This is a genomic window from Thauera aminoaromatica (assembly GCF_000021765.1).
GTDB lineage: Bacteria > Pseudomonadota > Gammaproteobacteria > Burkholderiales > Rhodocyclaceae > Thauera > Thauera aminoaromatica.
Map to the genome: position 1 here is coordinate 647,878 of NC_011662.2, position 25,167 is coordinate 673,044.

25 protein-coding genes are annotated in these 25,167 nt (G+C 68.8%); 16 read left to right on the top strand and 9 right to left on the bottom strand.

Annotated features, from left to right (window positions below):
- The first annotated feature begins 88 nt into the window (after positions 1–88).
- The 9 genes from TMZ1T_RS02765 (at position 89) to TMZ1T_RS02805 (ending at position 9,394) form a co-directional block, all read left to right on the top strand.
- Positions 89–553: an Lrp/AsnC ligand binding domain-containing protein gene (locus TMZ1T_RS02765; RefSeq protein WP_004323527.1), complete on the top strand. Its 465-nt coding sequence runs from the start codon at positions 89–91 to the stop codon at positions 551–553.
- Between the two features lie 160 nt (positions 554–713).
- The gene (locus tag TMZ1T_RS02770) at positions 714–2,576 is read left to right on the top strand and encodes a potassium transporter Kup (protein ID WP_012584515.1); all 1,863 of its coding nucleotides are present in this window, start codon (positions 714–716) and stop codon (positions 2,574–2,576) included.
- Positions 2,577–2,695: 119 nt separating this feature from the next.
- A complete protein-coding gene (gene gshA, locus TMZ1T_RS02775; protein WP_004323529.1) occupies positions 2,696–4,009 on the top strand; it encodes a glutamate--cysteine ligase in 1,314 nt (437 codons plus the stop codon).
- Between the two features lie 49 nt (positions 4,010–4,058).
- Positions 4,059–5,015 (top strand): glutathione synthase, encoded by a 957-nt coding sequence (gshB, locus tag TMZ1T_RS02780; protein WP_004323530.1) that lies wholly within the window; start codon positions 4,059–4,061, stop codon positions 5,013–5,015.
- Complete coding sequence (locus TMZ1T_RS02785) at positions 5,006–6,040, top strand: FAD:protein FMN transferase (RefSeq protein WP_004323532.1); 1,035 nt, start codon at positions 5,006–5,008, stop codon at positions 6,038–6,040. The genes gshB and TMZ1T_RS02785 overlap by 10 nt, the downstream gene beginning before the upstream one ends.
- A gap of 30 nt (positions 6,041–6,070) precedes the next feature.
- Entirely contained in the window at positions 6,071–6,778 is a 708-nt protein-coding gene (locus tag TMZ1T_RS20210) for a YhcB family protein (RefSeq protein WP_187283022.1), read from the top strand.
- 64 nt (positions 6,779–6,842) lie between these two features.
- A complete protein-coding gene (locus tag TMZ1T_RS02795; RefSeq protein ID WP_012584517.1) occupies positions 6,843–7,730 on the top strand; it encodes a DUF6279 family lipoprotein in 888 nt (295 codons plus the stop codon).
- 49 nt (positions 7,731–7,779) lie between these two features.
- The gene (locus TMZ1T_RS02800; protein ID WP_012584518.1) at positions 7,780–8,661 is read left to right on the top strand and encodes a DMT family transporter; all 882 of its coding nucleotides are present in this window, start codon (positions 7,780–7,782) and stop codon (positions 8,659–8,661) included.
- Positions 8,662–8,785: 124 nt separating this feature from the next.
- Entirely contained in the window at positions 8,786–9,394 is a 609-nt protein-coding gene (locus tag TMZ1T_RS02805; RefSeq protein WP_012584519.1) for a 2-hydroxychromene-2-carboxylate isomerase, read from the top strand.
- 323 nt (positions 9,395–9,717) lie between these two features.
- Here the strand turns inward: TMZ1T_RS02805 and TMZ1T_RS02810 are convergent, their stop codons facing one another.
- Entirely contained in the window at positions 9,718–10,452 is a 735-nt protein-coding gene (locus TMZ1T_RS02810) for a hypothetical protein (protein WP_012584520.1), read from the bottom strand.
- A gap of 126 nt (positions 10,453–10,578) precedes the next feature.
- Here TMZ1T_RS02810 and TMZ1T_RS02815 point away from each other — a divergent pair, with 126 nt between their 5' ends.
- Entirely contained in the window at positions 10,579–12,510 is a 1,932-nt protein-coding gene (locus tag TMZ1T_RS02815) for an ATP-binding cassette domain-containing protein (RefSeq protein ID WP_041589772.1), read from the top strand.
- Between the two features lie 60 nt (positions 12,511–12,570).
- Here the strand turns inward: TMZ1T_RS02815 and TMZ1T_RS02820 are convergent, their stop codons facing one another.
- Positions 12,571–13,773, bottom strand: a complete 1,203-nt coding sequence (locus TMZ1T_RS02820) for an HD-GYP domain-containing protein (RefSeq protein ID WP_012584522.1) — start codon at positions 13,771–13,773, stop codon at positions 12,571–12,573.
- Between the two features lie 202 nt (positions 13,774–13,975).
- Here TMZ1T_RS02820 and thrH point away from each other — a divergent pair, with 202 nt between their 5' ends.
- Positions 13,976–14,584, top strand: coding sequence for a bifunctional phosphoserine phosphatase/homoserine phosphotransferase ThrH (gene thrH / locus TMZ1T_RS02825; protein WP_012584523.1), 609 nt, complete (start codon positions 13,976–13,978; stop codon positions 14,582–14,584).
- Between the two features lie 45 nt (positions 14,585–14,629).
- Positions 14,630–15,505, top strand: a complete 876-nt coding sequence (purU, locus tag TMZ1T_RS02830; protein ID WP_004321158.1) for a formyltetrahydrofolate deformylase — start codon at positions 14,630–14,632, stop codon at positions 15,503–15,505.
- Positions 15,506–15,515: 10 nt separating this feature from the next.
- Here purU and TMZ1T_RS02835 read toward each other — a convergent pair whose 3' ends face one another.
- Complete coding sequence (locus TMZ1T_RS02835; RefSeq protein WP_012584524.1) at positions 15,516–15,938, bottom strand: Lrp/AsnC family transcriptional regulator; 423 nt, start codon at positions 15,936–15,938, stop codon at positions 15,516–15,518.
- Positions 15,939–16,082: 144 nt separating this feature from the next.
- Here TMZ1T_RS02835 and TMZ1T_RS02840 point away from each other — a divergent pair, with 144 nt between their 5' ends.
- The 4 genes from TMZ1T_RS02840 to TMZ1T_RS02855 all read left to right on the top strand — a co-directional run bounded on the left by TMZ1T_RS02840 (position 16,083) and on the right by TMZ1T_RS02855 (position 19,764).
- Positions 16,083–17,171, top strand: a complete 1,089-nt coding sequence (locus tag TMZ1T_RS02840; RefSeq protein WP_012584525.1) for an ornithine cyclodeaminase — start codon at positions 16,083–16,085, stop codon at positions 17,169–17,171.
- 201 nt (positions 17,172–17,372) lie between these two features.
- The gene (locus TMZ1T_RS02845) at positions 17,373–18,773 is read left to right on the top strand and encodes an aspartate kinase (RefSeq protein WP_004321164.1); all 1,401 of its coding nucleotides are present in this window, start codon (positions 17,373–17,375) and stop codon (positions 18,771–18,773) included.
- Between the two features lie 129 nt (positions 18,774–18,902).
- The gene (locus TMZ1T_RS02850; protein WP_004321166.1) at positions 18,903–19,394 is read left to right on the top strand and encodes a thioesterase family protein; all 492 of its coding nucleotides are present in this window, start codon (positions 18,903–18,905) and stop codon (positions 19,392–19,394) included.
- Between the two features lie 7 nt (positions 19,395–19,401).
- Complete coding sequence (locus TMZ1T_RS02855; RefSeq protein WP_004321169.1) at positions 19,402–19,764, top strand: cupin domain-containing protein; 363 nt, start codon at positions 19,402–19,404, stop codon at positions 19,762–19,764.
- A gap of 61 nt (positions 19,765–19,825) precedes the next feature.
- Here TMZ1T_RS02855 and TMZ1T_RS02860 read toward each other — a convergent pair whose 3' ends face one another.
- The 6 genes from TMZ1T_RS02860 to TMZ1T_RS02885 all read right to left on the bottom strand — a co-directional run bounded on the left by TMZ1T_RS02860 (position 19,826) and on the right by TMZ1T_RS02885 (position 24,946).
- Positions 19,826–20,533: a PEP-CTERM sorting domain-containing protein gene (locus tag TMZ1T_RS02860; RefSeq protein ID WP_004321171.1), complete on the bottom strand. Its 708-nt coding sequence runs from the start codon at positions 20,531–20,533 to the stop codon at positions 19,826–19,828.
- Positions 20,534–20,893: 360 nt separating this feature from the next.
- On the bottom strand, positions 20,894–21,673 hold the full coding sequence (locus tag TMZ1T_RS02865) for a bestrophin-like domain (RefSeq protein WP_012584526.1): 780 nt from the start codon (positions 21,671–21,673) through the stop codon (positions 20,894–20,896).
- Positions 21,674–21,833: 160 nt separating this feature from the next.
- A complete protein-coding gene (locus TMZ1T_RS02870; RefSeq protein WP_012584527.1) occupies positions 21,834–22,082 on the bottom strand; it encodes a hypothetical protein in 249 nt (82 codons plus the stop codon).
- 454 nt (positions 22,083–22,536) lie between these two features.
- Entirely contained in the window at positions 22,537–23,763 is a 1,227-nt protein-coding gene (locus tag TMZ1T_RS02875; RefSeq protein WP_004326123.1) for an ammonium transporter, read from the bottom strand.
- A 110-nt stretch (positions 23,764–23,873) separates the two neighbouring features.
- Positions 23,874–24,212, bottom strand: a complete 339-nt coding sequence (gene glnK / locus TMZ1T_RS02880) for a P-II family nitrogen regulator (protein ID WP_004326122.1) — start codon at positions 24,210–24,212, stop codon at positions 23,874–23,876.
- A 29-nt stretch (positions 24,213–24,241) separates the two neighbouring features.
- The gene (locus tag TMZ1T_RS02885; RefSeq protein ID WP_004326120.1) at positions 24,242–24,946 is read right to left on the bottom strand and encodes a TorF family putative porin; all 705 of its coding nucleotides are present in this window, start codon (positions 24,944–24,946) and stop codon (positions 24,242–24,244) included.
- Positions 24,947–25,167 lie beyond the last annotated feature (221 nt).

The following is a 25,167-nucleotide window of genomic DNA, read 5'->3' on the forward strand; positions in this document are numbered from 1 at the left end:
CGTAGTTAATGGCTCCAAAATTTGCATTTATATGGTCATAATGACCAAAGTGAGATCACTTCACAGGCCAATCGCCTGCTGCACCGCAATGGACCGCATCGACCAGAAGATCCTCCAGGAATTGCAGGCCGACGCCCGCCTGTCGATCGTCGAGCTGTCGCGCCGGGTCGGCCTGACCAAGACCCCCTGCGCCGAGCGTATCCGCCGCCTCGAGAAGTCCGGGGTGATCCGCGGCTACCACGCCGCGCTCGACCCCGACGCGGTCGGCGCCGGCCACATCGTCGTCGTCCAGGTCCTGCTCACCAGCACTACCGAGCAGGACCTGCGCCGCTTCAACGAGGCCGTGCGGCGCATCCCCGAGATCGAGTCCTGCCTGATGATCGCGGGCGACTTCGATTACCTGCTCAAGGTGCGCACGCGCGACATCAACGAATACCGCCGCGTGATGGGCGAGCAGATCTCCGGCCTGCCGTGCGTCAAGCAGACCCATACCTACGTGGTGATGGAGGTGGTCAAGGACGAGCGCAAGCTGCCGCTGCGCGGCAGCGCGTGAGGCGCCCGGGGGGGGCGACGCGGACTCTTGAGCACGGTCAACACGGGCGCGAAGTTGCGTCGCACAATCGCGCATGGTCCCGGACGATCGACGCTGCGGGCATGTCGTGCGCGGATGGTGGCGCGGAGCTGGCCTCGATGGCGCAACAAAGGTGCAAGTGATGGACTCGAAGCGTGCAATGCCCTCCCTCACCATCGGTGCCATCGGCGTCGTGTTCGGCGACATCGGCACCAGCCCCCTGTACGCCCTGCGGGAGATCTTCAACGGCCACCATCCGATACCGGTCACGCCGGGGAACATCCTCGGCATCCTGTCGCTCGTGCTGTGGGCGATCATGGTGCTGGTCACGCTCAAGTACGTGCTCATCCTGATGCGCGCGGACAACCGCGGCGAGGGCGGCTCGCTCGCCCTGCTGTCGCTGGTGGTGACGCATGCGCGCAGCGCACGCCTGGCCTGGGTGGTGTCGATGCTCGGCATCTTCGCCGCCGCCTTGTTCTTCGGCGACAGCATGATCACGCCGGCGATCTCGGTGCTGTCGGCGGTGGAGGGAATCGGCATCGTGGCGCCGGGGCTCGAGGCCTGGGTGGTGCCGGTGACGGTGCTCATCCTCACCGTGCTGTTCGCGATCCAGCGCCGCGGAACCGGGGTGGTGGGGCTCTTCTTCGGCCCGGTCATGGTGGTCTGGTTTGCCGTGCTGGGTGCGCTCGGCATGGTCGAGATCGTGCGTTATCCGGAGATCCTCGCGGCCCTCAGTCCGCTCCATGCGGTCGCCTTCGTCGTCGATCATCCGGCGCTCGCCTTCCTCGCGCTGGGCGCGGTCGTGCTCGCGGTGACCGGCGGGGAGGCGCTCTACACCGACATGGGACATTTCGGCCCGGCCCCGATCCGGCTGGGGTGGTTCGGCTTCGTGTTGCCGGCCCTGGTGGTGAACTACTTCGGCCAGGGGGCGCTGCTGCTGCACGAGCCGGCGGCGATCGAAAGCCCGTTCTACCACCTCGGGCCGTCGTGGGCGATGATCCCGCTGCTGGTGCTCGCCACCCTGGCCACGGTCATCGCCTCGCAGGCGGTGATCTCGGGCGCCTTCTCGGTGGCCCGCCAGGCGGTGCAGATGGGGCTGCTTCCGCGCATGCTGATCGTCCATACCTCGGGGCACGAGCAGGGGCAGATCTACGTCCCCTTCACCAACTGGACGCTTTACCTGGCGGTGGTCGCACTCGTGGTCGGCTTCCAGAACTCCTCGAACCTCGCTGCGGCATACGGCATCGCGGTGACCGGCACGATGCTGATCGACACGGTGCTGCTCGGCTTCGTGATGGTGCTGATCTGGCGCTGGCGTCCGCTGCTGGCCGGACTGTGCGCGGGGACGCTGCTGCTGGTGGACCTCGCCTTCTTCAGCGCCAACGCGATCAAGATTCCCCAGGGCGGCTGGTTCCCGATCGCCATGGCGCTGGTCTCGTTCACCGTGCTCACCACCTGGCGCCAGGGGCGTCGCCTGGTGCAGCAGGAGATCGCCGCCCAGGGCCTGCCGCTGAACGTGTTCATCGACATGGTCGGGGAGGTGCATCGGGTGCAGGGCACGGCGGTGTTCATGACCAGCACCAAGGATGGCGTCCCCGCCGCGCTGCTGCACAACCTCAAGCACAACCAGGTCCTGCACGAGCGGGTCGCGCTGGTGACCGTGGAGACCGCCGACACCCCGCATGTGAGCGAGCTCGACCGCATCTACCTGCATCGCATCAGGAACGGGTTCATGCGCGTGATCGTGCGCTACGGCTTCATGGAGGATCCCGACATCCCGAGTGCGCTGAAGCACTGCAGCCGCTTCGGCGAATCGTTCGAGATGATGGAGACCACCTTCTTCGTCTCGCGCGAGACGGTGATCCCCAGGCTCAGCCGCAGGCTGTTTTCAGACTGGCGGGCGCGGCTGTTCGCCTTCATGTCCAAGAACGCCACCAGCGCGACCGACTTCTTCCGCATCCCCAACAACCGGGTGGTCGAACTCGGCACGCAGTTGGTGATCTGACGCGGCCACGCGCCATCGGGGCGGCCGGAAGGCGCCCCCGGGCTTTGGTGTAACATTCCGGCCAAAGCATCGGCTGCCGCCCGCCGGGTGGCGGCCCCCTCACGAGAGACACCCAATCCATGGTTCCGCACCTCACCACCGCGCTTACCGGCCCCCTGCTGGAGCTGGAGCGCCAGTTCCTCGACAACGCCTGCGACATCGAAAAGTGGTTCCGTACCCAGTGGCAGGACCACATGCCGCCCTTCTACGGTTCCACCGACCTGCGCAACTCGGGCTTCAAGCTCGCGCCGGTCGACCTGAACCTGTTCCCGGGCGGCTTCAACAACCTCAACGACGTCTTCATGCCGCTGTGCGTGCAGGCGGCGCAGGCGGCGATCGAGCGCATCTGCCCGGACGCCAGCAAGCTGCTGTTGATCCCCGAGAACCACACCCGCAACCAGTTCTACCTGCAGAACGTCGCCAAGCTGGCGTCCATCCTGCGCCTCACCGGCCTCGACGTGCGCATCGGCAGCCTGCTGCCCGAGATCGCCGCGCCGACCGTGCTGGAACTCGCCAACGGCGCCACGCTGACCCTGGAGCCGCTGCGCCGCAGCGGCAGCCGCATCGGGCTCGACGACTTCGATCCCTGCGCGGTGCTGCTCAACAACGACCTGTCTGCGGGCATTCCGCAGGTGCTCAAGGGCCTCGACGAGCAGTGGCTGATCCCGCCCCTGCATGCCGGCTGGCACAAGCGCCGCAAGTCGAAGCACGCCGAGTGCTACGACCGTGTCGCGCGTGAGTTCGCCGCCGCGATCGGCATCGATCCGTGGCGGATCAACCCCGAGTTCGGCGTGTGCGGCCAGATCAACTTCCAGGAACGCACCGGCGAGGAGTGCCTCGCCGCTCAGGTGGATTCGCTGCTCACCCGCATCCGCGCCAAGTACAAGGAATACGGCGTCACCGACGAGCCCTTCGTGGTGGTCAAGGCCGACGCCGGCACCTACGGCATGGGCGTGATGACGGTGAAGGACGCCTCCGAGGTCGTCGGCCTCAACCGCCGCCAGCGCAACAAGATGGCGGTGGTGAAGGAAGGCCTGCAGGTGCACGAGGTCATCATCCAGGAGGGCGTGCACACCTTCGAGACGGTGGAGGACGGCGTCGCCGAGCCGGTCGTCTACATGATGGATCACTACGTGGTGGGTGGCTTCTACCGCGTCCACACCGAGCGCGGCCGCGACGAGAACCTCAACGCGCCGGGCATGCACTTCAAGCCGCTCGCCTTCGACACCAGCGGCACCATGCCCGATGCCGCGCAGGGGCCCGATGCGCCGCCGAACCGCTTCTACGCCTATGGCGTGGTGGCCCGCCTGGCGCTGCTCGCGGCCTCGGTGGAGATCGAGGAGACCGCCCCGGCCGAGGAAGAGGATGCAGGTGGAGACGCCCTGGCAGCCTGAAGTCTCGCGCCGCCTCCGACGGGAATCGACACGAACCGGTGATGAATCCATGACCCGCAAGCTCAAGCTTCTTTTCATCCTCGACCCGCTCGAGGGCCTCAAGGCCTACAAGGACTCGAGCATCGCGATGATGCGCGCCGCCGCGCGGCGCGGGCACGAGGTGTGGGCGCTGCAGCGCGCCGGCCTCACCTGGCGCGAGGGCGTGGTGGTTGGCACCGGCTGCGTGGCGCTCGCGGTGTGCGACGACGACGCGGCCTGGTATCGCGCGGGCGAGGCGCAGGCCCTGCCGCTGGCCGCCTTCGACGCGGTGCTGATGCGCCAGGACCCGCCCTTCGACTTCGAGTACGTCACCGCCACCTGGCTGCTCGAGCGCGCGGCGCAGGCCGGCGTGCGCGTGTTCAACGACCCGCGCGCGGTGCGCGACCACTCCGAGAAGATCGCGATCACCGAATTCCCGCAGTTCACCGCGACCACGCTGGTGGCGCGCGACCCGGCGGACATCCACGCCTTCATCGACGAGCTCGGCGACGTCATCCTCAAGCCGCTTGACGGCATGGGCGGCAGCCAGATCTTCCGTGTGCGCGCCGACGACCCCAACCGCAACGTGATCGTGGAGACGCTCGCCCACGATGGCACTCGCACCATCATGGCGCAGCGCTACCTGCCGCAGATCGTCGACGGCGACAAGCGCGTGCTGATCATCGGCGGCGAGGTCGTGCCCTTCGCGCTCGCGCGCATCCCGCGGGCGGGCGAGACGCGCGGCAACCTCGCCGCCGGCGGGCGCGGGGTGGCGATGGCGCTCACCGCGCGCGAACGCGAGATCGCCGGGTTCCTCGCGCCGACGCTGTGGGCGCGCGGCCTGCTGATCGTCGGCCTCGACGTGATCGGCGGCCACCTCACCGAGATCAACGTCACCAGCCCCACCTGCATGGTCGAGATCGCCGCGCAGCAGGGCTTCGACGTCGCCGGCCTGGTGATCGACAAGCTGGAGCGTGCGTGCGGCTGAACCTGCGCATCCTTGCATTGGCCGCGTGCGCGCTGCTGCTCGCGGCCTGCTCGCGCGCGCAGGTCTTCCATCACGAGGCCTACGTCTTCGGTACCCGGGTCGATGTCGCGGTGTATGGCGAGAACCAGGCCGAGGCCGACCGCGCCGCCGCCGCGGTGCTGCGCGAGTTCGACCGCCTGCATCGCGCCTACCACGCCTGGGAGCCCTCCGAGCTCACCGCGCTCAACGCCGCGATCGCGCGCGGCGAGGCCGCCACCGTGTCCGACGAGCTCGCCGCGATGCTGAAGGACGCGCAGGCGATCGCCGCCACCGGCGACGGGCTGTTCGACCCTGCGCTCGGCGGCCTGGTCGCGCTGTGGGGCTTCCACACCGACACCTTCGTGCCGCAGCGCCCCGACCCTGCCAAGCTGCAGGCCCTGCTCGCCGCGCACCCGTCGATGGCCGACCTCGTCCTCGACGGCAATCGGGTCGAGAGCCGCAACCCGGCGGTGCAGCTCGATCTCGGCGGCTACGCCAAGGGCTACGCGCTCGACCGCGCGGCGGCGATCCTGCGCGCGCAGGGCGTGGCCGACGCGCTCATCAACATCGGCGGCAACGTCATGGCGCTCGGCGCCAAGGGCGACCAGCCCTGGCGGATCGGCATCCAGCATCCGCGCGCGCCCGCTCCGCTCGCCACCCTGCCTTTGTACGCCGGCGAGGCGATCGGCACCTCGGGCGACTACCAGCGCTACTTCGAGCTCGACGGCGAGCGCTACGCCCACCTGCTCGACCCGCGCACCGGCCAGCCCGCGCATGGCACGCAGTCGCTCACCGTCCTGATCACGCCGCGCGCCAATGCCGGCACGCTGTCGGATGCACCGAGCAAGCCCGCCTACCTCGCCGGAGATGGCTGGCGCGAACAGATCCGCCGCTTCGGCATCGAACATGCACTGCGCGTGGCTGCGGACGGCCGCGTCGAGGTCACCCGCGCGTTGCGCGCGCGCCTGCAGTTCCCGTCGCCGGTGGAGGCGACGGTGGTCGATTGAGATCCACAAAGGAGGGAGGACAACATGGACATGACCCCGCAAACCGCCTGGCTGCTCGCCATTTCCGCCGTCGTCATCGTCGGCGTGATCGCGTTCTTCGTCGGGCGTTCGAGCGCCGGTACCAAGGGGCGCATCGACGAGCTCGAGGCCGAGCTGGCGCGCAAGGCCGAGGAGGCAGAGCGCTACCGCAAGGAGGTCGACGCCCATTTCGACAAGACCGCGACCCTGTTCGTGTCGATGGCCGGCTCCTACAAGGAGCTCTTCGAGCACCTGTCCGCCGGCTACGACAAGCTCTCCGGCGCCTCGGCGCGCGAGCGCTTCCAGGAGCGCGTCGATGCGCTGCTGCCCCGCCGCGTGGTCGAGCCCGCCGCGGCCGGCGCGCTGCTCGCGGGGGGAGCGGCGGGCGCTGTTGCGGGTGCGGACGCCGCGGAACCGACGGGATCGAGCGCGGATGCAGTGGTCGGGCCCGCGCCGGTCAGCGTGGTGGATGCGGCCCCTGTTCCGGAGGCGGAGGATCTCGCCGAATCCGTCCCGCCAAGCGTCGGGGCGACTTCCGGAGTGTCTGCGGACGAGGCGGAGAAGGCTGCAGCCGAGTCGGTCGCCGCACCTGCCGGAGCCGAGGAACCCGGAAGTGCTGGCGCCGATGCGGATGCCGCGGAGCGCGTCCGTCGTGCCGAGGGGGCGGCCGCCGAGACCGTCGGCGAGTCGGGCGCCGAGTCCCGCGGCGAGACGCGCTGAGCGGGGCGTGCGCGGGCGGACGGAGCGGGCGAACTTGCCCGCTGCCGGTGCGGTCACAAGCCCCATGTCCGCCCGTGCGCTCCACCGTCTCTTCCTGATCGCCTGCAGCGCGTTGCTGCTCGTCGGTTGCGGCCTGCGTTTCGCGTACTCGCAGCTCGACTGGCTGCTGCCTTGGTATCTGCGCGACTACGTCACGCTCGACGCCGGCCAGCGTGGCGAATTCGACCGCCGTCTGGCCGGCCTGCTCGACTGGCACTGCCGCAGCCACCTCCCCGAGTACGTCGCCCTACTGCGTGCGGCGAACGCGACGCTGGCGGCCGAGCGCGTCGAGCCTGCGCAGCTCGAACGCTTCCTCGAGCGCGGAGAGGCGCTCTGGCGCGAGATCGTCGGGGAACTCGAGCCCGAGCTGCGCAGGCTGGCGGCCGGCCTGGGCGACGAGCAGGTGGAGGAGCTCGCCGCCGCCTTCGTCCGCCGTGGCGAGGAGGCGCGCGCGGAGTTCCTCTCCGGCGACGAGTCCGCGCAGCATGCCGCCCGCGTCGAGCGCATGGAGGAGCGCCTGCGGCGCTGGTTCGGCCGCATGACGCCGGCCCAGCGCGAGCGCATCGCGGCGTGGAGCCGGGCGCTGCAGCCCACGACCGAGGCCTGGCTGGAGGATCGCGCGCGCTGGCAGGCCGAGCTGCTCGACGCCTTGCGCGTGCGCGCGGACGCCGGCGCCTTCGCCCCCCGCCTGGCGCAGGCGCTGGCGCCGCGCGAGGCGCGCTGGAGCGCGCAGCATCGCGCGGCGGTCGCCCACAACCGCGCACGCACGCTGGAGCTGCTCGCCGAACTGCATGCATTGTCCAGCGCAGCACAACGCCGCCAGCTGCGTGACGAGATCGACATGCTCGCCACCCAGTTCGCGGGCATAAGCTGCGCCGAACCGGCTCGCGTTTCCGCGGCTGGCGGCCGATAATCGCGCCCTTCGTCTACCGCCGCCCGCGCCCTGGTGCGGGCTCTCCCGCATGCACAAGACCGAACTCGACCGTCTCGCCATCGGCCTCATGGTGGTGCTGTGCTCGATCTGGGGCCTCCAGCAGGTTGCCATCAAGCTTGCCAGCGCCGGCATCTCGCCGGTGTGGCAGGCCGGCCTGCGCTCGATCGGCGCCACGGCGATCGTCGTCGTTTGGGCGCTGCTGCGTGGGGTGAAGCTCTTCGAGCGCGACCGCAGCCTCGCGCCCGGCCTGCTCGCCGGGGCGCTGTTCGCCGGCGAGTTCGCGATGATCTTCCTCGGCCTGCAGCACACCAGCGCCTCGCGCGGGGTGATCTTCCTGTACACCGCGCCCTTCTTCGTCGCCCTCGGCGCGGTCTGGCTGCTGCCGCAGGAGCACATGCGGAGGCGGCAGTGGATGGGCATGGCGCTCGCCTTCGTCGGCGTGCTCGCGCTCTTCGGCGAGAACCTCTTCGCCGCCACCGAGGGCGCCTGGGTGGGCGACCTCATGCTGCTCGGCGCCGCGCTGCTGTGGGCGGCGACCACGCTGACCGTGAAGGCGAGCGCGCTGGCGCGCGCATCGGCCGAGAAGACGCTGCTCTACCAGCTCGGCGTGTCGGCGCTGGTGCTGCCGCCGCTCTCGCTGGCGATGGGCGAGCCGGGCGTGTTCGCGCCCACGCCCATGGTGTGGGCCAACCTCTTCTTCCAGGCGGCGATCGTCGCCGGCGTGTCGTATCTGGCCTGGTTCTGGCTGGTGCGCGAGTATCCGGCCACGCGCCTGTCCTCGTTCTCCTTCCTGACCCCGGTGATGGGCGTGCTCGCCGGCGGGCTGATCCTCGGCGAGCCGCTCACGCCGGCGGTGTACGCCGCGCTCTTCCTCGTCGGCAGCGGGATCTGGGTGGCGAACCGGTCGTAGCGTGACCGGCTGCCCGGCTGCACTCCACTCTCTTGCGCGTGCGGGCTTGGCGCCCCGCGGTGGGGCGGGGCGCGGGGCGATCGCCTATAGTGACGGCGTCCACCGTCTTCCGAGGAGCCTCCCCATGTCGCGACCCGTCGTCGAGTTCTGGTTCGAGTTCGCCAGCACCTATTCCTACCTGTCGGTGATGCGCATCGAGCGCGCAGCGGCCGCGACCGGCGTGGACATCGAATGGAAGCCTTTCCTGCTCGGGCCGGTGTTCCTCGCGCTGGGCTGGAACGACTCGCCCTTCAACATCTACCCGCCCAAGGGGCGCTACATGTGGCGCGACCTGGAACGTCTGGCGGAGAAGGAGGGCCTGCCCTTCCGCCACCCCAGCCGCTTCCCGCGCAACGGCCTGCTCGCCGCGCGGGTGGCGCTGGTGGGGGTGGAGGAGGGCTGGGTGGCGCCCTTCGCGCGTGCGGTGATGAGCGCGAATTTCGCCGAGGACCGCGAGATCGGCGAGGAGGCGGTGATCGTCGAGATCCTCGGCGCGCTCGGCCTGCCCGCAGCGGAGCTGATGGCGCGCGCGCAGGCGGATGCCAACAAGCTCGCGCTGCGCTGCCAGACCGAGCGCGCAGCCGAACTGGGCCTGTTCGGGGCGCCGAGCTTCCGTGTCGGTGAGGAGTTGTTCTGGGGCAACGATCGCCTGGAGGATGCGCTCGCCTGGGCGTGCCGTGCCGATCGCCGGTAGGCGCGACGCGAGTCGCGAGCGGGCGGTTCGACGGCTGCGGCGCCGGTCCGGGGGCCGTATCGCGACTTGCGTCGCTCCTGGCGGGGTTTCGGGATCCGCGTCGGTTTCTTTTGGGAGCGACGCGAGTCGCGAGCGGGAGGTTCGACGGCTGCGGTGCCGGTCCGGGGGCCGTATCGCGACTTGCGTCGCTCCTGGCGGGGTTTCTGGATCCGTGTCGGTTTCTTGTGGGAGCGACGCGAGTCGCGATCGGGGCGCGAGCACGACTTGCGTCGCTCCCGCCGGCGCCTCGCCGAGGGCCCTCGATTGCGGGCTTGCGGCAGGTCTTACTTCTTCCCCGCCTGCTCCTGCTCGTACTCGCGCAGGCGCTTTTCGTAGCGCGCGCGGTCTTCCTCGGCCTGGCGGGCGCGGCGGGCGGCGGCGTCTTCGGCATCGCGGCGCGCAGACGCGCGCTCGGCGTCCTGGGCCGCACGCTGGCGGGCCGTGGCGGCTTCGGCCTCGCGGCTGGCCTCGACGCGCTGGGCGCGGATGCGCTCGGCTTCGGTAGATGGCGCGATCGTCGCGTCCCCGCTCGGCCCGGAAGGGGCCAGGGGGGAGGCGGCGGGCGGGGCGGCAGGTGGGGCAGGGGGGCTGGGGCGTTCGCCGGCGGCCGGCTTGGCCGCTGCTGCGCGTTGGCGCTCCGCCAGGGTGATGCCGCGGCTTTCGGCTTCGAGCTCGCGGGCACGCCGGATCGTCTCCAGGCGCTGCTTCTTCGCCTGGTCGATGCAACGGTTGACGAGGAACTTCTCGTAACAGCCCGGCACGGTGGCCTGGTAGGTGGCCTCGGCTTCGGCGCGCAGCGCCTTGCCATCGGCTGCGAGCGCCTCCGCGCGGGTACGCTCGGCGGTGCGGGCGGCCTCGTCCGCGGTCTGCGCGTGGGCGGGCAGGATCGTGGAGGCGAGTAGCGCCGCGCACAGGCCGGGCATGATGGAGCGGTGGGCGACGACGAGAGACAGGGAGCGGATACGGATCATGCGTGCGGTTTCCGGATTCGGGTGGCCGAGCGGGGCGATCGAAGACATTCATCGCGTTGCCGCGGCCGAGTGGTCGGCTCGGGTTTCCGGAATGCGTGTTCCGGCTTCGATCGAGCCGGCGCGTAGAATAGCGCCTTTGCAACCGCCCGCGGCCTGCCGGCCGTGTATCCGTTCGTGATCAGTCTTCGTAACTTGCGCCTCGCGCGCGGCGCCAAGGTCCTCATCGAGAGCGCCACGCTGCAGATCCACCCCGGCTGGAAGGTCGGCCTCACCGGCGCCAACGGCAGCGGCAAATCCAGCCTGTTCGCCATGCTGCGCGACCAGCTCCACCCCGATCAGGGCGACCTCGACATGCCGCCGGGCTGGGTGATCGCCCACGTCGCGCAGGAAACCCCCGGGCTGGCGCAGCCGGCGATCGACTACGTGCTCGACGGCGACGCCGAGCTGCGCCGCATCGAGGCCGAGCTGGCCGCAGCCGAAGCCGCGCACGATGGCTCGCACATCGGGGAACTCCACGCCCGCCTGCACGAGATCGGCGGCTATGCGGCGCGCGCGCGCGCGGCGGCCCTGCTCGACGGCCTGGGCTTCCTGCAGTCGGACATCGAGCGCCCCGTGGCGGACTTCTCCGGCGGCTGGCGCATGCGCCTGAACCTGGCGCAGGCGCTGATGTGCCGTTCCGACCTGCTGCTGCTCGACGAGCCCACCAACCACCTCGACCTCGACGCGGTGATCTGGCTCGAGGCCTGGCTGCGCGACTACCGCGGCACGCTGCTGCTGATCTCGCACGACCGCGAGTTCCTCGACGCCTGCGTCACCCATATCGCCCACATCGAGCAGCAGAAGCTCGCGCTCTACACCGGCGGCTATTCCGACTTCGAGCGCCAGCGCGGCGAACGCCTCATCCAGCAGCAGGCGATGTTCGAGAGGCAGCAGCGCGACATCGCGCACATGGAAGACTACATCCGCCGCTTCCGCGCCAAGGCCACCAAGGCGCGCCAGGCGCAGAGCCGGATCAAGGCGCTCGAGCGCATGGAGCGCATCGCCGCGGCGCACGTCGACACGCCCTTCAGCTTCGCCTTCCGCGATGCGCCGCCGGCGCCCGACCCCTTGCTGCAGATCGAGGACGGCGCGGTGGGTTACGGCGACAAGACGATCCTGGAGCGCATCACGCTGACCCTGCGCCCGGGCGAGCGCGTCGGCCTGCTCGGGCGCAACGGTGCCGGCAAGTCGACGCTGATCAAGCTGCTCGCGCACGAGCTGCAGCTCGCCAGCGGCCGCCGCCTGGAAGGCAAGGGCCTGGCGACCGGCTACTTCGCCCAGCATCAACTGGAAACGCTGCGCCCGGACGAGTCGGCGCTGCAGCACATGGTCAGGCTCGATCCGCAGACGCGCGAGCAGGAGCTGCGCGACTATCTCGGCGGCTTCGACTTCCGCGGCGACGGCGTGGGCGGCACGTCTACCCCGGCGACCACGCCCTGCGGGCCGTTCTCGGGCGGCGAGAAGTCGCGCCTGGCGCTGGCGCTGCTGATCTGGCAGCGCCCCAACCTGCTGCTGCTCGATGAGCCCACCAACCATCTCGATCTCGAGATGCGCCACGCGCTGACCATGGCGCTGCAGGACTACGAGGGCGCGATGGTGCTGGTGTCGCACGACCGCGCGCTGCTGCGCGCCACCTGCGATCGTTTCGTGCTGGTCGATGGCGGCCGCATCCAGCCCTTCGACGGCGACCTCGACGACTACCGCGACTGGCTCGCCAGCCGCCGCGCCGAAGTTGCCGCGGCCGCTGCCTGCCCCGACCAGGCTGCCGACAAGGCCGCGCGCAAGGCCGACCGCGCCCAGGCCGCCGCCGACCGCCAGGCGCGCCTGGTGGCGCGTCGGCCGCTGGTGAAGGAGCTCGAGCAGATCGACAAGCGCATGGCGGCGTGGAACAAGGAGAAGGCCGAGCTCGACGCGAAGCTCGCCGATCCGGCGCTGTACACCGGCCCGCAGGCGGGCGAGGTGCCGGCGCTCAACAAGCGTCAGGCCGAGCTCGCCGAGCGCATCGAGGAGGCCGAGCTGCGCTGGCTGGAGCTGCACGAGGCGCTGGAAGCGATCCCGGCGGATTGAGGGGGCCGAACCCCCTTCGCGCCGGGCGGCGCTCCTGCGCAGGACGTCGAGCGTGCAGGCCTACTTCGGTAACCAGTGCGCCGGGTTCAGCTTCCAGGTGGCGAAGTCCTCATGGCCGACGATGCGGTCCTGCGCGTGGCGCAGGTCGAGGTCTTGCGGTGTCAGTGCGTAGCCATCGGTGTGAAACATCACCGTGACCTTCGGCGCGATCAGTTTGTCGGGGTTCTGCGCCTGCACGACCGCAAGGCGCTTGCTTTCGAGCCGCACCAGCGAACCGGCCGGATAGATCCCGACCGCGCGGATGAAGGCGTGCACGAGTTCGGGCTTGAAGTGGAACTTGCTCCAGTCCAGCAGCTTGCGGAGCGCCTCGGTCGGCGGCATGCCCTTGTGATAGACGCGGTTGGACGTAATGGCGTCGTAGACATCCACGATGGCGCCCATCTGGCCATAAAGGCTGATCGCGTCCCCCGCGAGCTTGTTCGGGTAGCCGGTACCGTCGAAGCGCTCGTGGTGCTGGGCGGCGACGTCGAGCGCGATGGCGCTGATGCCGGGTGTGGCCTGCAGGATGATCTTGCTCTGCACGACGTGGTTCTTCATCTTCGCGAACTCGGCGTCGGTGAGCTTGGCCGGCTTGTTCAGGATCGCGTCGGGGACGCTGGCCTTGCCGACGTCGTGCAGCAGTGCGCCCACCGCAATTTCGTGGATGACCGGGCGGGGCAGCTGCAGGTTGCGGGCGAACGTGGTCATCAGCGCGCAGACCGACACCGAGTGCTGGAAGGTGTAGGCGTCGTGCTGCTTGAGCCGGGCGAGCGGGATCAGCGCGTCCTGCTGGGTGAAGATCGAGTCGACGATGCGTTCGACGAGCGGCTCGATCAGCTCCATCTCGATCTGTTTGCCCAGGCGCACGTCGGCCATCATGTCGCGGACGATGAGATTGGCCTCGCGGTGCAGTGCGCGGGCGCGCTCGATCTCGCACGCCACCTCCTGCGCTGCAATGCGCGGGGCGGCCTCTGCGGCGATGGCGTCGATCTTCTCGTCGACCTCGTGCTCGATTTCTTCCCGGGTCGGTGCTTCGGGGAGGTCGAGACCGCGCGCGGTGTCGATGTAGATCTCGTGCGTGCCGATCGCACGCACTTTCCGCACGACCGCTTCGTCCTTGACGGCGAAGCGGCTGCGAACGAAGTTGTGCTCCATCCAGCTGCAGTTCAGGTCGTGGACGTACATCCCCGGCTGGAGTTTTTCGATGGGGATGAGCTTGATCATGGTCGGTCAGCGGATGTGATGCGACATTATCGGCGATGCGCTGGAGCGGGAAACGCGCTTGCGTCGCCCGGATCGAGAAATACGCCACGCAGGACGATGCAAATGGGCCGTCCCGCCCTGCGACGTGTCTGCCAACAGGGTATGGATGCGCCGCCCTGCTAGAATCCTGGTCTTTCCGACAAACTGCCCTCAGGAGTCCGCGGTGCGTATCGTCTGTCTCGACCTCGAAGGTGTGCTCGTCCCCGAAATCTGGATCGAATTCGCCGAGCGTACCGGCATCCCCGAGCTGCGCCGCACCACCCGCGACGAGCCGAACTACGACACCCTGATGAGGTACCGCCTGGACATCCTCGCGCAGAAGAAGCTCGGCCTGCCCGACATCCAGGACGTGATCGCCAGCATGGGGCCGATGCCGGGCGCGCGCGAGTTCCTCGACGAGTTGCGCGACACTTACCAGGTGGTGATCCTGTCCGACACCTTCTACGAGTTCGCCAAGCCGTTGATGAAGCAGCTCGGCATGCCGACGCTGTTCTGCCACAGCCTGGAGGCCGACGCCGGGGGCATCCTGGTCGACTACCATCTGCGCATGCCCGACCAGAAGCGCGAGGCGGTCAGGCGCTTCAAGGAGCTCAACTTCAAGGTGGCCGCCGCGGGCGACTCCTACAACGACACCGCGATGCTCGGCGAAGCCCACGGCGGCATCCTCTTCCACCCGCCCGAGAACGTGATCCGCGAGTTCCCGCAGTACCCCGTGGTGCGCGACTACGCCGGCCTGCGCGCCGAGATCGACAAGGTCTTCGCGCGCGTCTGACCCGCTCCGCTCCCCGCTCCAGACCCCTCACGCCTCACGCCCAGCATGCACCGCCAACGCTTCTTCACGCTGTCCGCCTCCTGCCCCGACCGCGTCGGCATCGTCGCCAAGGTCTCCGGTTTCATCGCCGAGCATCGTGGCTGGATCCTCGAGACCTCGCTGCACGCCGAGCCGCCACTCGAGGCGGGGGAGGTCGGGCGCTACTTCATGCGCATCGAGATCAAGGCCGATTCGCTGCCCTTCCATCTCGCCGAGTTCCGCGAGAAATTCCGCCCGCTCGCCGAAGAGCTGGAGATGGACTGGAAGATCACCGACTCCGCGGTGAAGAAGCGCGTGGTGGTGCTGGTGAGCAAGCAGGAGCACTGCCTGTACGACCTGCTCGCGCGCTGGCAGTCGAAGGAGCTCGACATCGAGATCCCCTGCGTGATTTCCAATCACGACACCTTCCGCGGCTTCGTCGAGTGGCACGGCATCCCTTTCCACCACGTGCCGGTCGGGACCGACAACAAGTCCGCGGCGTATGCCGAGGTGCGGCGCATCTTCGAGGAAGTGCGCGGCGATACCATGGTGCTGGCGCGCTACATGCAGATCCTGTCGCCGGACCTGTGCGCGGCCTACCCGGGCCGCATCCTCAACATCCACCACAGCTTCCTGCCCAGCTTCGTCGGCGCCAAGCCTTACCACCAGGCGTACGCGAAGGGTGTCAAGCTGATCGGCGCCACCTGCCATTACGTGACCGCCGACCTCGACCAGGGCCCGATCATCGAGCAGGACGTGATCCGCATCGACCACTCCGACGCGGTCGAGGACATGGTGCGCTACGGCAAGGACATCGAGAAGACCGTGCTTGCGCGCGGCCTGCGCTACCACCTGGAAGACCGCGTGCTGGTGCATGGGAACAAGACCATCGTGTTCCGCTGATGACAGGCGCCTACACCCGATAGGTTTTCAGGTGGATGCTGGTCTCGCTGCTCTGGATGCCCTTGATCAGGCGGATGCGCTCGAGCACGGTCGATAGCTCGGTGAGGTTGGCCGCGCGCAGGCCGACGAGCAGGTCCCAGCGGCCGTTGGTGTCGTGCAGCTCGGCGACCGCGGGCTCGCCGAGCAGGCTGGCGATCACCGCGCGTGTCTCGTTTCCCTCCACCGCGATGCTCGTCCATGCGTGGATGTCGTGCGGCTGCGCGTCGGGGCGCAGGCGAACGGTGTAGCCGACGATGATGCCCTGGTCCTCCAGGCGCGCGATGCGGTTGGTGACCGTGCCGCGCGAGACCTGGAGCTTGTGCGCGAGCGCGGCCACGCTCAGGCGGGCGTCGTTGCGCAGCAGGCCGATCAACTGATGGTCCAGGGTGTCCATTCGATCATTCCGGCAATTCAGCCTGGCAATTTTGCCTAAAGGCTGACGTTTTCGATACAGAGTTGCGGATTCTGTTTGGCGGGGTATTCGGTCAAGATGGCGTCATCGCAGCGCCACATCCGATAACGAGGACGGAGACCGATCATGAGCGCCCCTGAAGCCAGACGCCTGGACACCCGCTACCTGAGCGCCGAGCATGTCGCCGGGATGGTGCGCCGCAAGGGCCTCGCCGAGTGCATCGCCGGCGTCGCCAGCTACCTGCGCCAGGACTTCCTGCGCTGGAACGATTTCGACAAGTGCGCCCGTGTCGCCACGCACTCCGAAGTCGGCGTGATCGAGCTGATGCCGGTGTCCGATGCCCGCAGCTACGCGTTCAAGTATGTGAATGGCCACCCGTCGAACCACCGCTACCAGCTGCCGACGGTGATGGCCTTCGGCGTGCTGGCCGACGTCGAGACCGGCACCCCCGAGCTGGTCAGCGAGCTGACCCTGACCACCGCGATCCGCACCGCGGCGATGTCCGCGGTGGCGGCGCGGGCGCTGGCGCGCGAGGACGTGCGCAGCATGGCGCTGATCGGCAACGGCGCGCAGAGCGAGTTCCAGGCGCTCGCCTTCCACCACCTGCTGGGGGTCGAGGTCTTCCACCTCTTCGACGTCGACCCCTCCGCCACCCGCAAGCTCGCCGCCAACCTCGAGCGCCTGGGCCTGGCCTGGCGTGCCTTTGGCAGCGTGCGCGCGGCCGTGCGCGGCTGCGACATCGTGACCACGGCGACCGCCGACAAGACCCGGGCCGCCATCCTCACCGCCGACATGATCGAGCCCGGCATGCACCTCAACGCCGTGGGCGGCGACTGCCCGGGCAAGACCGAGCTGCACCCCGACGTGCTGCGCCTCGGCCCGGTGTTCTGCGAGTTCGAGCCGCAATCGCGCATCGAGGGCGATCTGCAGCAGATGCCCGCAGACTTCCCGGTGACCGAGCTGTGGCAGGTCCTCGCCGGCCGCATCCAGGGGCGGAGCGGTGCCGCCCAGGTCACGATCTTCGACTCGGTCGGCTTCGCGCTGGAAGACTACTCGGCGCTGCGCTACATGCGCGACCTCGCGCTGGAGCTGGGCATGGGCGAGCGCCTGGCGCTGATCCCGGCGCTGGACGATCCCAAGGACCTGTTCGGCTTCATCGCCGCGGAGGCCTCCATCGCGGCTGCATCGGGCGCGGCGACGCTGGCGGCCTGCTGAGCCGGTCGGAAGGCCGCTCCGGTTCGGGCGGAGCCGCCCGCGGGCGGCGTGTCCGCTGGTCCGGACGAGAAAATCACGCCGAAATGGCGCCGAATTCGTCCGCAGCTATGTCCATTTCCGCGCCAAAACAATAGGATGACGGGTTTCGGTCGGTCTCTAATCAGAACTGGAACACACGTCATGCAAAGCTCGGGAAAACGGATGATCTCGGTTGAAAAGATCGGTGGCACCTCGATGTCCGCCTTCGGGGATGTGCTGCGCCACATCATGCTCTACGACAAGTCGCGCATCCTCGGCCGCATCTACGTGGTGTCGGCCTATTCCGGCGTGACCAACCAGCTGCTGGAGCACAAGAAGACCGGCGAACGCGGCATCTACGCCCTGTTCGCGGAAGGTTCCGACTACCACGGCGCGCTCGACGCGCTCGCGGTCAGCCTCAAGAAGCTCAACGCCGGCTTCGCCGAGCTCGCCCTGCCGCTGGACGTCGCCGACGCCTTCGTCGATACCCGCATCGGCGAGGTCAAGAAATACCTCGACGCGATGCAGCACGTGCTCGCCAGCGGCTACATCCGCCGCCAGGACGTGCTGCTCGCCGCGCGCGAGGTGCTGGCCTCGGTGGGCGAGTCGCACAGCGCCTTCAACAGCGTCGAGATCCTCAAGGCCAATGGCGTCAACGCCATCCTGCTCGACCTCGCCGGCTTCCACGACGACAAGGCGTGGACCATCGACGAGCGCATCCACAACAGCTTCAAGGGGCTCGACCTCGACAACAGCGTGATCGTCGCCACCGGCTACACCAAGGGCACCGAGGGCATCATGCGCGAGTTCGACCGCGGCTACTCCGAGGTCACCTTCAGCAAGATCGCGGTCGAGGTGCGCCCCGCCGAGGCGGTCATCCACAAGGAATTCCACCTCTCCTCGGCCGATCCCAACATCGTCGGCCTCGAGAATGCGGTGATCGTCGGCGCGACCAACTACGACGTCGCCGACCAGCTCGCCGACGTCGGCATGGAGGCGATCCACCCCAAGGCGGCCAAGCCGATGGAGCTCGCCGGCATCCCGATCCGCCTCAAGAACACCTTCGAGCCCGAACACCCGGGCACCCTGATCACCAAGGACTACGTCGGCGAGCGCGCCCGCGTCGAGATGGTGACCGGCAGCGACAAGGTGACCCTGGTCGAGATCCACGACCCCAGCATGGTCGGCACCGTCGGCTTCGACCTCGGGATCATGGAGATCTTCTGCAGGCACGACATCTCCTACATCCTCAAGGCGACCAACGCCAACTCGATCGCCCACGTGCTGTGGGAGAACTCGGTGACGCCCGCGCTGATCGCCGAGCTCGAGGCGCGCTACCAGGTGGTGACCGTCAAGAACAGCGCGATCGTGTGCGCGATCGGCTCCAACATCAGCATCCCGGGCGTGCTCGCACGCGCGGCGCAGGCGCTCGCCGACGCGCAGATCAACGTGAACTGCGTGTCGCAGACCCTGCGCCAGGTGAACATGCAGTTCATCATCGAGCGCAGCGACTACAAGAAGGCGATCATCGCCCTCAATCATTCGCTGTGCGTGACGCCCGGCGTGCCGGTGCCGCGCGCCTGATCGTTGCCTCGCGCCCTGCGGGGCGCTGCAGGCTGCGGCGCGCATCCGCGCCCGCAAGCCTGCCCGTGGCCCCGGTGCGTGCCCGCCACGCCCGGGGCTGCGCCATTTCTTGCAAGGGAGCATGCATCCATGCCGAAACACTCCACCCCGGCGGAGCTGCCGGTGCAGTTCGAGCCGGAGTTCATCGCCGGCATCCGCGAGATCTTCGAGCAGAAGATCGCCTTCAACGCGCTGCTCGGCCTGCAGATCGACGACATCGGCGGCGAGCGCGTGCATGGCCGCATCGCGATGCGCCACGAGCTCGTCGGCCATTTCGTGCATAACCGCATCCACGGCGGCGTGATCGCCGCCTGCCTCGACGCCATGGGCGGTCTCGCGGTGATGGCCGCGATCGGCGCCCGCCACCTAGACGAACCGCCCTTCCAGCGCCTGCACCGCTTCTCGAAGCTCGGCACCATCGACCTGCGCATCGACTACCTGCGCCCCGGCATCGGCGAATCCTTCCGCATGGAAGCCGAGGTCCTGCGCCTGGGTTCGCGCGTCGCGTCGACGCGGATGAGCTTCCTCGACGCCGACGGCAAGCTGCTGTCCACCGGTTCGGCGGCGTACATCGTTTCGTGAGCGGGGAATGAGCGCCGAGATCCAGGCTGCCGGGCGCGGCAATCTCTTCGCCGCGCTGCCGCCGTCCGCAGGCGGCGAGATCTTCCAGACCCTGTTCGCCAATCCGCGCTGCCGTGTCGAGCGCATCGTCTCGCACGGCCATGCGAGCGCGCCCGGCGAGTGGTACGACCAGGCTGGCGACGAGTGGGTGGCGCTGCTGGCGGGCGCGGCGGTGCTGCGCTTCGAGGGGGGCGACGATGACGGCGACGACGTGAAGCTGAAGGTCGGTGACTGGCTCGTGATCCCGGCGCATCGGCGTCACCGCGTCGAGTCGACCTCGGCGGATGCGCTGTGGCTGGCGGTGCACTGCGCAGCCGACCCCGCAAAGTGAAACGGCCCCGGGCGAACCGCCGGGGCCGTGGTGTCAAGCCGCCTGCACTGCGACGCGTGTCTCAGGCGCGCTTGCGGCGCAGCCCCAGCCCCGCGAGGCCGAGCGCGATCAGCGCGATCGACGCCGGTTCCGGCACCGCCTGCACGCCGACGCCGAAGTCGGCGGCGTCGATGAAGTTGCCGACCGAGGGGCTGCCATTGGCGGTGCTGATGGCCTGATACGAGAAGCGCGTGGCATTGCCGAGGGCGCTGATCGGCGCCTCGCCGGCGCTCGTGTAGAAGGCCCAGGCGGTGTTGCCGGTCGAGTAGTTCTTGGAGAACAACACCGTGTCATCGCCACCGCCGAGCAGGTTGTCGAGGCCGAGGTCGGTGATCATCATGCGCATCGTGTCCACCCCCGAACGTCCGCGGTGGGCGAACTCGAAGCCCACGACGCTGCCCGTGGCGATGCCGAACACGTCCTGGTACAGGGTGGCGAACTGGGTGGCGTTGATCTCGGCGAACTGGCGCCCCTCGTAGGCGGGCACCGGGCCGCCGCTCACCGAGCTGAAGTTGTTGCCCCAGATCTCGATCTGGTTGTCGGTGGCGGTGGTTTCCCAGCCGGGTACCGCCGACTCGTTGAACAGCGCCCAGTTGGCGTCGGCGACGAAGGGCGTCCCCGTTCCGGTTTCGAAGCCGCCGTTGATCAGGCTGGCGTGGGCGGTGCCCGCCGCGGCCAGACCGCCGATCGCGGCGAGGGTGGTGAGGAGGCGGGGGAGCGAGGCGGACATGGGTGGTTCCTTTATTTTTGGGCGACACGTTCGGTGACGGGCGTCGACGCGAAAGGTCGGCCCGAGAGTTTCGACCAGATCTTAAGCAATGATCGCGCCAGCACGCGCGGTAGAAGGTCACAGCGCGTTGATTCCAGTGGGAAATGGGCCTCTGGAGAGGAATGCGCGCGCCATCCCGGGCGTGCTCGAGTTGCTGCAGTGTCAATTTTTCCGACAGCCATCGACCGGGGGCGGCCGCGGCCATCGCGACGGATTCGCCGTTTGCCCGATCGGGTGTCGCAAGGCGCAGCAGGGCCTGCAGCGCGAGGGGGCGCGGCGGGACCTCGGCACGGTGCTGCAACCGCAGGGCCGACCGGCGCTTCAGCGCTCCAGCGCCTTGGCGACCGCGACGATCGGCGCGGGCGTGACCGAGCTCGGCTGCTGGAAGGGGTTGCCCTGGATCAGCACGATGGCGGCGGTGGGGGCCGCGGCGAGCGCGAACAGCAGCACCGCCGCGAAGGCCGCGCGCGGGCGTTCGAGGTGGGCCATGGCCACCGAGACCAGGGTCAGGAAGCCCAGGAAGGCCATTCCCAGCCACTTCAGCGGGTTGACGTGGGTCTGGCTGAGCGCCACGCGCAGGTCGTGGTCGGAACGGATGTCGCTCGCCTTGCGCAGCAGCAGGGCCTGCACGTTGGCGCCCGCGGCCTCGGCGAGCGCGGGGGCGGCGAGCAGCGCCAGCAGCGCGTCGGCGCGGGCGAGCACCTCCGGCGCCTCGCTGTGGCGCGCGAGCTGGGTCCATTCGGCGGCGCTGGCGCGGGCGTAGCCGGCCGCCGCCGCGCGCAGCTCGCCGCCGAGTGGCTCGGGCAGCGTGGCGGCGAGCGCGCCGATGCTGCGCAGGCCGTCCGCCTCGCGATACACCGCGCTCATCGCGCGGTCGTGCGCGCTCCAGGTGTCGTTGGCGAGAAAGGCCAGCACCAGGCCGAAGAGCACGCCGAGCGCGTTCATGAACGGGGGCGCCACCCCCTGCAGGGACTGCATCCATCCCGCCCAGCGCGAGCGCATCATCACCCACTGGATCAGGAACACGGCGGCGAGGGTGCCGAAGAAGGCGACGAAGGCGAGGCCGTAGTGGTCGTAGCTGTGCCAGTCGGAGAAAAGCATGGAGATCCAGGAGGGGCGTTCGGGAGGTCCTCGCAGTCTACCCGTCCGATCGCGCCCCGCCCATGCTCGGGGGCGGTCGCAGCAGCGCGTGCAGGGCTTCGATCGAAGGCCGGGCGCTGGTAGAAGCCGAGCAGCGGGTCGAGTCCCGCGGCGTGCGTGCTCAATCAGTCCGCACTTGCGCGCAGGGCGACATCAGCGAAATCGTCTTGCGGCCGAGGCGTCGGTAGATGCCGAAATTTCTGCCGAGAGTCAGGATGCTGCAGGGCTCGAAGAGCTCGGACATGCGCAAGAGACAGGCGTCGGCCAGCGAGGCTGGCACATTGTCGTCGCGTTCGAACAGCGTGCGCACGGGAGCGGTCTGCGACTCCAGTGACAAGGCGATGTGCACGGCGCTCCGTTCGAGCAGCATGAGTGCCCGGGCGGGGTCGAAGCCGGCACGAGCGAGGAGGAGACAGGCCTCCGCGACCACCGCCTCACAAGTCGGGAAAGGTCCTGGGTATTGCGCAAACTGCGCCTTGGCTCATTCATGGTGCGTGTCATCACGGCAAAGCAGGGCGACCCAGGGGCCGGCATCGAGAATCAGCCGGTAACGAGTGCGGCGAGGGAAAGCAGGCGGAGAGGGGCGATCTTGTGACGCATGGGGCGTTGCCTCGGGGTGGACTGGACCCCGGGGATTCTCCCGATGTCATCGTGCGGTGGGGCGAACGGCAAGCTTGCGGTGCCTCTGGCAGGCTTGCGCTGCGCGAATGCCGGCAGGGGGTTGCGCCCGATCGCTTCCATTGGGGGCGCGCCAAAGAAAAACGGCGCCCTGAAGGGCGCCGCGAGGGGATGGGAACCGGAGGAGCACGGTTCCGCAAGCCGGCTCAGTAGCGGTAGGCGGTCTCGCCGTGCGCCGTGGTGTCGAGGCCCTGACGCTCCTCGTCTTCCGGCACGCGCAGCCCGACCAGCAGGTCCGCGACCTTGTAGGCGACGAAGGCGACCACGGCCGACCACACGATGGTCACGAGCACGCTCCAGGTCTGGATCCACACCTGCGAGGCGATCGAGAAGTCCTCGGCGCCGGTGCCGCCCAGACTGGGCGCGGCGAACACGCCGGTGAGGATCGCGCCGACGATGCCGCCCACGCCGTGCACTCCGAACACGTCGAGCGCGTCGTCCGCACCGAGCATGTGCTTGAGCCCATTCACGCCCCACAGGCAGATGAAGCCGGAGAGGGTGCCGATCACGATCGCGCCCATCGGGCCGACCGAGCCGCAGGCCGGGGTGATCGCCACCAGGCCGGCGACCGCACCCGAGGCCGCGCCCAGCATCGAGGGCTTGCCCTTGATGAGCGCCTCGCCGAGCGACCAGGCGAGCACCGCGGCGGCGGTGGCGACCAGGGTGTTGATGAAGGCGAGCGCAGCGCCGGCGGTGGCTTCGAGGTTGGATCCGGCGTTGAAGCCGAACCAGCCCACCCACAGCAGCGAGGCGCCGACCATGGTCAGGGTCAGGCTGTGCGGTGCGAGCGCCTCACGGCCGTAGCCGATGCGCTTGCCCACCATCCAGGCGCCCACCAGACCGGCGATGCCGGCGTTGATGTGCACCACGGTGCCGCCGGCGAAGTCGAGCGCGCCGTCTTCGAGCAGGTAGCCGCCCGGGCCCCACACCATGTGGCAGATCGGCAGGTAGCACAGCGTGAACCAGATCACCGAGAAGATCAGCACCGCGGAGAACTTCATGCGCTCGGCGAAGGCACCGACGATGAGCGCACCGGTGATGCCGGCGAAGGTGGCCTGGAAGGCGATGAAGGCGAACTCGGGCAGCTTCACGGTCTCGGTGAAGGTGTCGGCGAGCGTCTCGATCGTCACCCCGGACAGGAAGACCTTGTCGAGCGAGCCGATGAAGGGGCTGGCTTCGGTGAAGGTCAGGCTGTAGCCGTAGATCGCGAACAGCAGGGCGTTGAGCGAGAACACGGTCATGACCTGCATGAGCACCGAGAGCATGTTCTTGGCGCGCACCATGCCGCCGTAGAACAGCGCCAGGCCGGGCAGGGCCATCATCAGCACGAGCAGCGTGGAGGTCATGATCCAGGCCACGTCGCCCTTGTGCACCTCGGCCACGGCGGCCGCGGCCTCCTGGGCGAAGGCGCCGCCGGAGACGCCGGCGAGCAGGGCTGCCGCCGGCAGGTATGCGAGGAGTTTTCTCATTTTGCGTTGCTCCCTTACAGCGCGTCCGGGCCGGTCTCGCCGGTGCGGATGCGGATGGCCTGCTCGAGTTCGAAGACGAAGATCTTGCCGTCGCCGATCTTGCCGGTGGCGGCGGACTTCTCGATCGCTTCGATCGCCTGGTCGAGGATGTCGTCGGGGATGGCGGCCTCGACCTTGACCTTGGGCAGGAAGTCGACGACGTACTCGGCGCCGCGATAGAGCTCGGTGTGGCCCTTCTGGCGGCCGAAGCCCTTGACCTCGGTCACGGTGATGCCCTGCACGCCGATGGCCGAGAGCGCCTCGCGGACCTCGTCGAGCTTGAAGGGCTTGATGATTGCAGCGATGAATTTCATGTCTTTCTCCGGTTCCGGATGGGCGATGCTCAGAAGCTCTTGGCGATCGACAGGATCACGCGCTCGTCGGCGAGGTCGGCGTTGTCCACGTCGGTGTCGACGTAGTGCAGGCCGAAGTTGAAGCCGCCGAACTCCTTGGTGACGCCCAGCTTCCAGTCGGTGTAGTCGTCCTGGCCCTTGATGTCGCTGTAACCGACGTGGGCGGCGAGGGTGAAGCCGCCGCCGACATCGACCGCGGCGCCGAGGTCGTAGTACTGGCTGCCGTCCGACTTGTCGTAGCCGAACAGGTCGGTGAAGGCGTACGAGTACTTGAAGGACAGGAACTCCCACGACAGGCCGACATAGCCCTCGAGCGTGTTCGGGCTGTTGTAGGGCTTGGGGTAGCTGCCGGGGTAGTAGTACTGCAGCAGGCCGACGTCGTAGCCGATGGCGCCGACCGTCCCCTTGTAACCGCCGTAGAGGTCGAGCTCGAGGCTGTTGCTGACGTCCGTGTTGGCGTCCGACAGCCACGATACGTTCGAGCCCCACACGCCGGCGTACAGGCCGCTGTCGTGGGCGTAGTCGAAGCCGCCCTGCAGCGCGGGACGCTCGTCGGTCTGGCTCCAGCCGCGGTAGGCGTAGTCGGACACCAGGCCGACGTTGGCGGTGAAGGGGCCGTCGCCGGCATGGGCGGTGCCGGCGGTGGCGATCGTGGCGAGGATGGCGAGCGCGGTGGCGAGCGGTTTCGTGTGCATGGTCATCTCCTGACGAGGTTTGGAAAGTTCGCGACGAGACTCGCTAAGCACGTGGCGTGCCAGGGTGCGGAAAGCCTGGTGATTCCTAGGTTTCCGCTTGTCGGCGGGCGGATCTTGCTGCGCTGCGGCAGGGATGGGCGCGCGATTTCGGGGCGTTGCGCACCAATGTGGTGCGCCATTCGTGTTGTGCGAGCGATGGTTGACGGTTCTTGGCGCCAGAT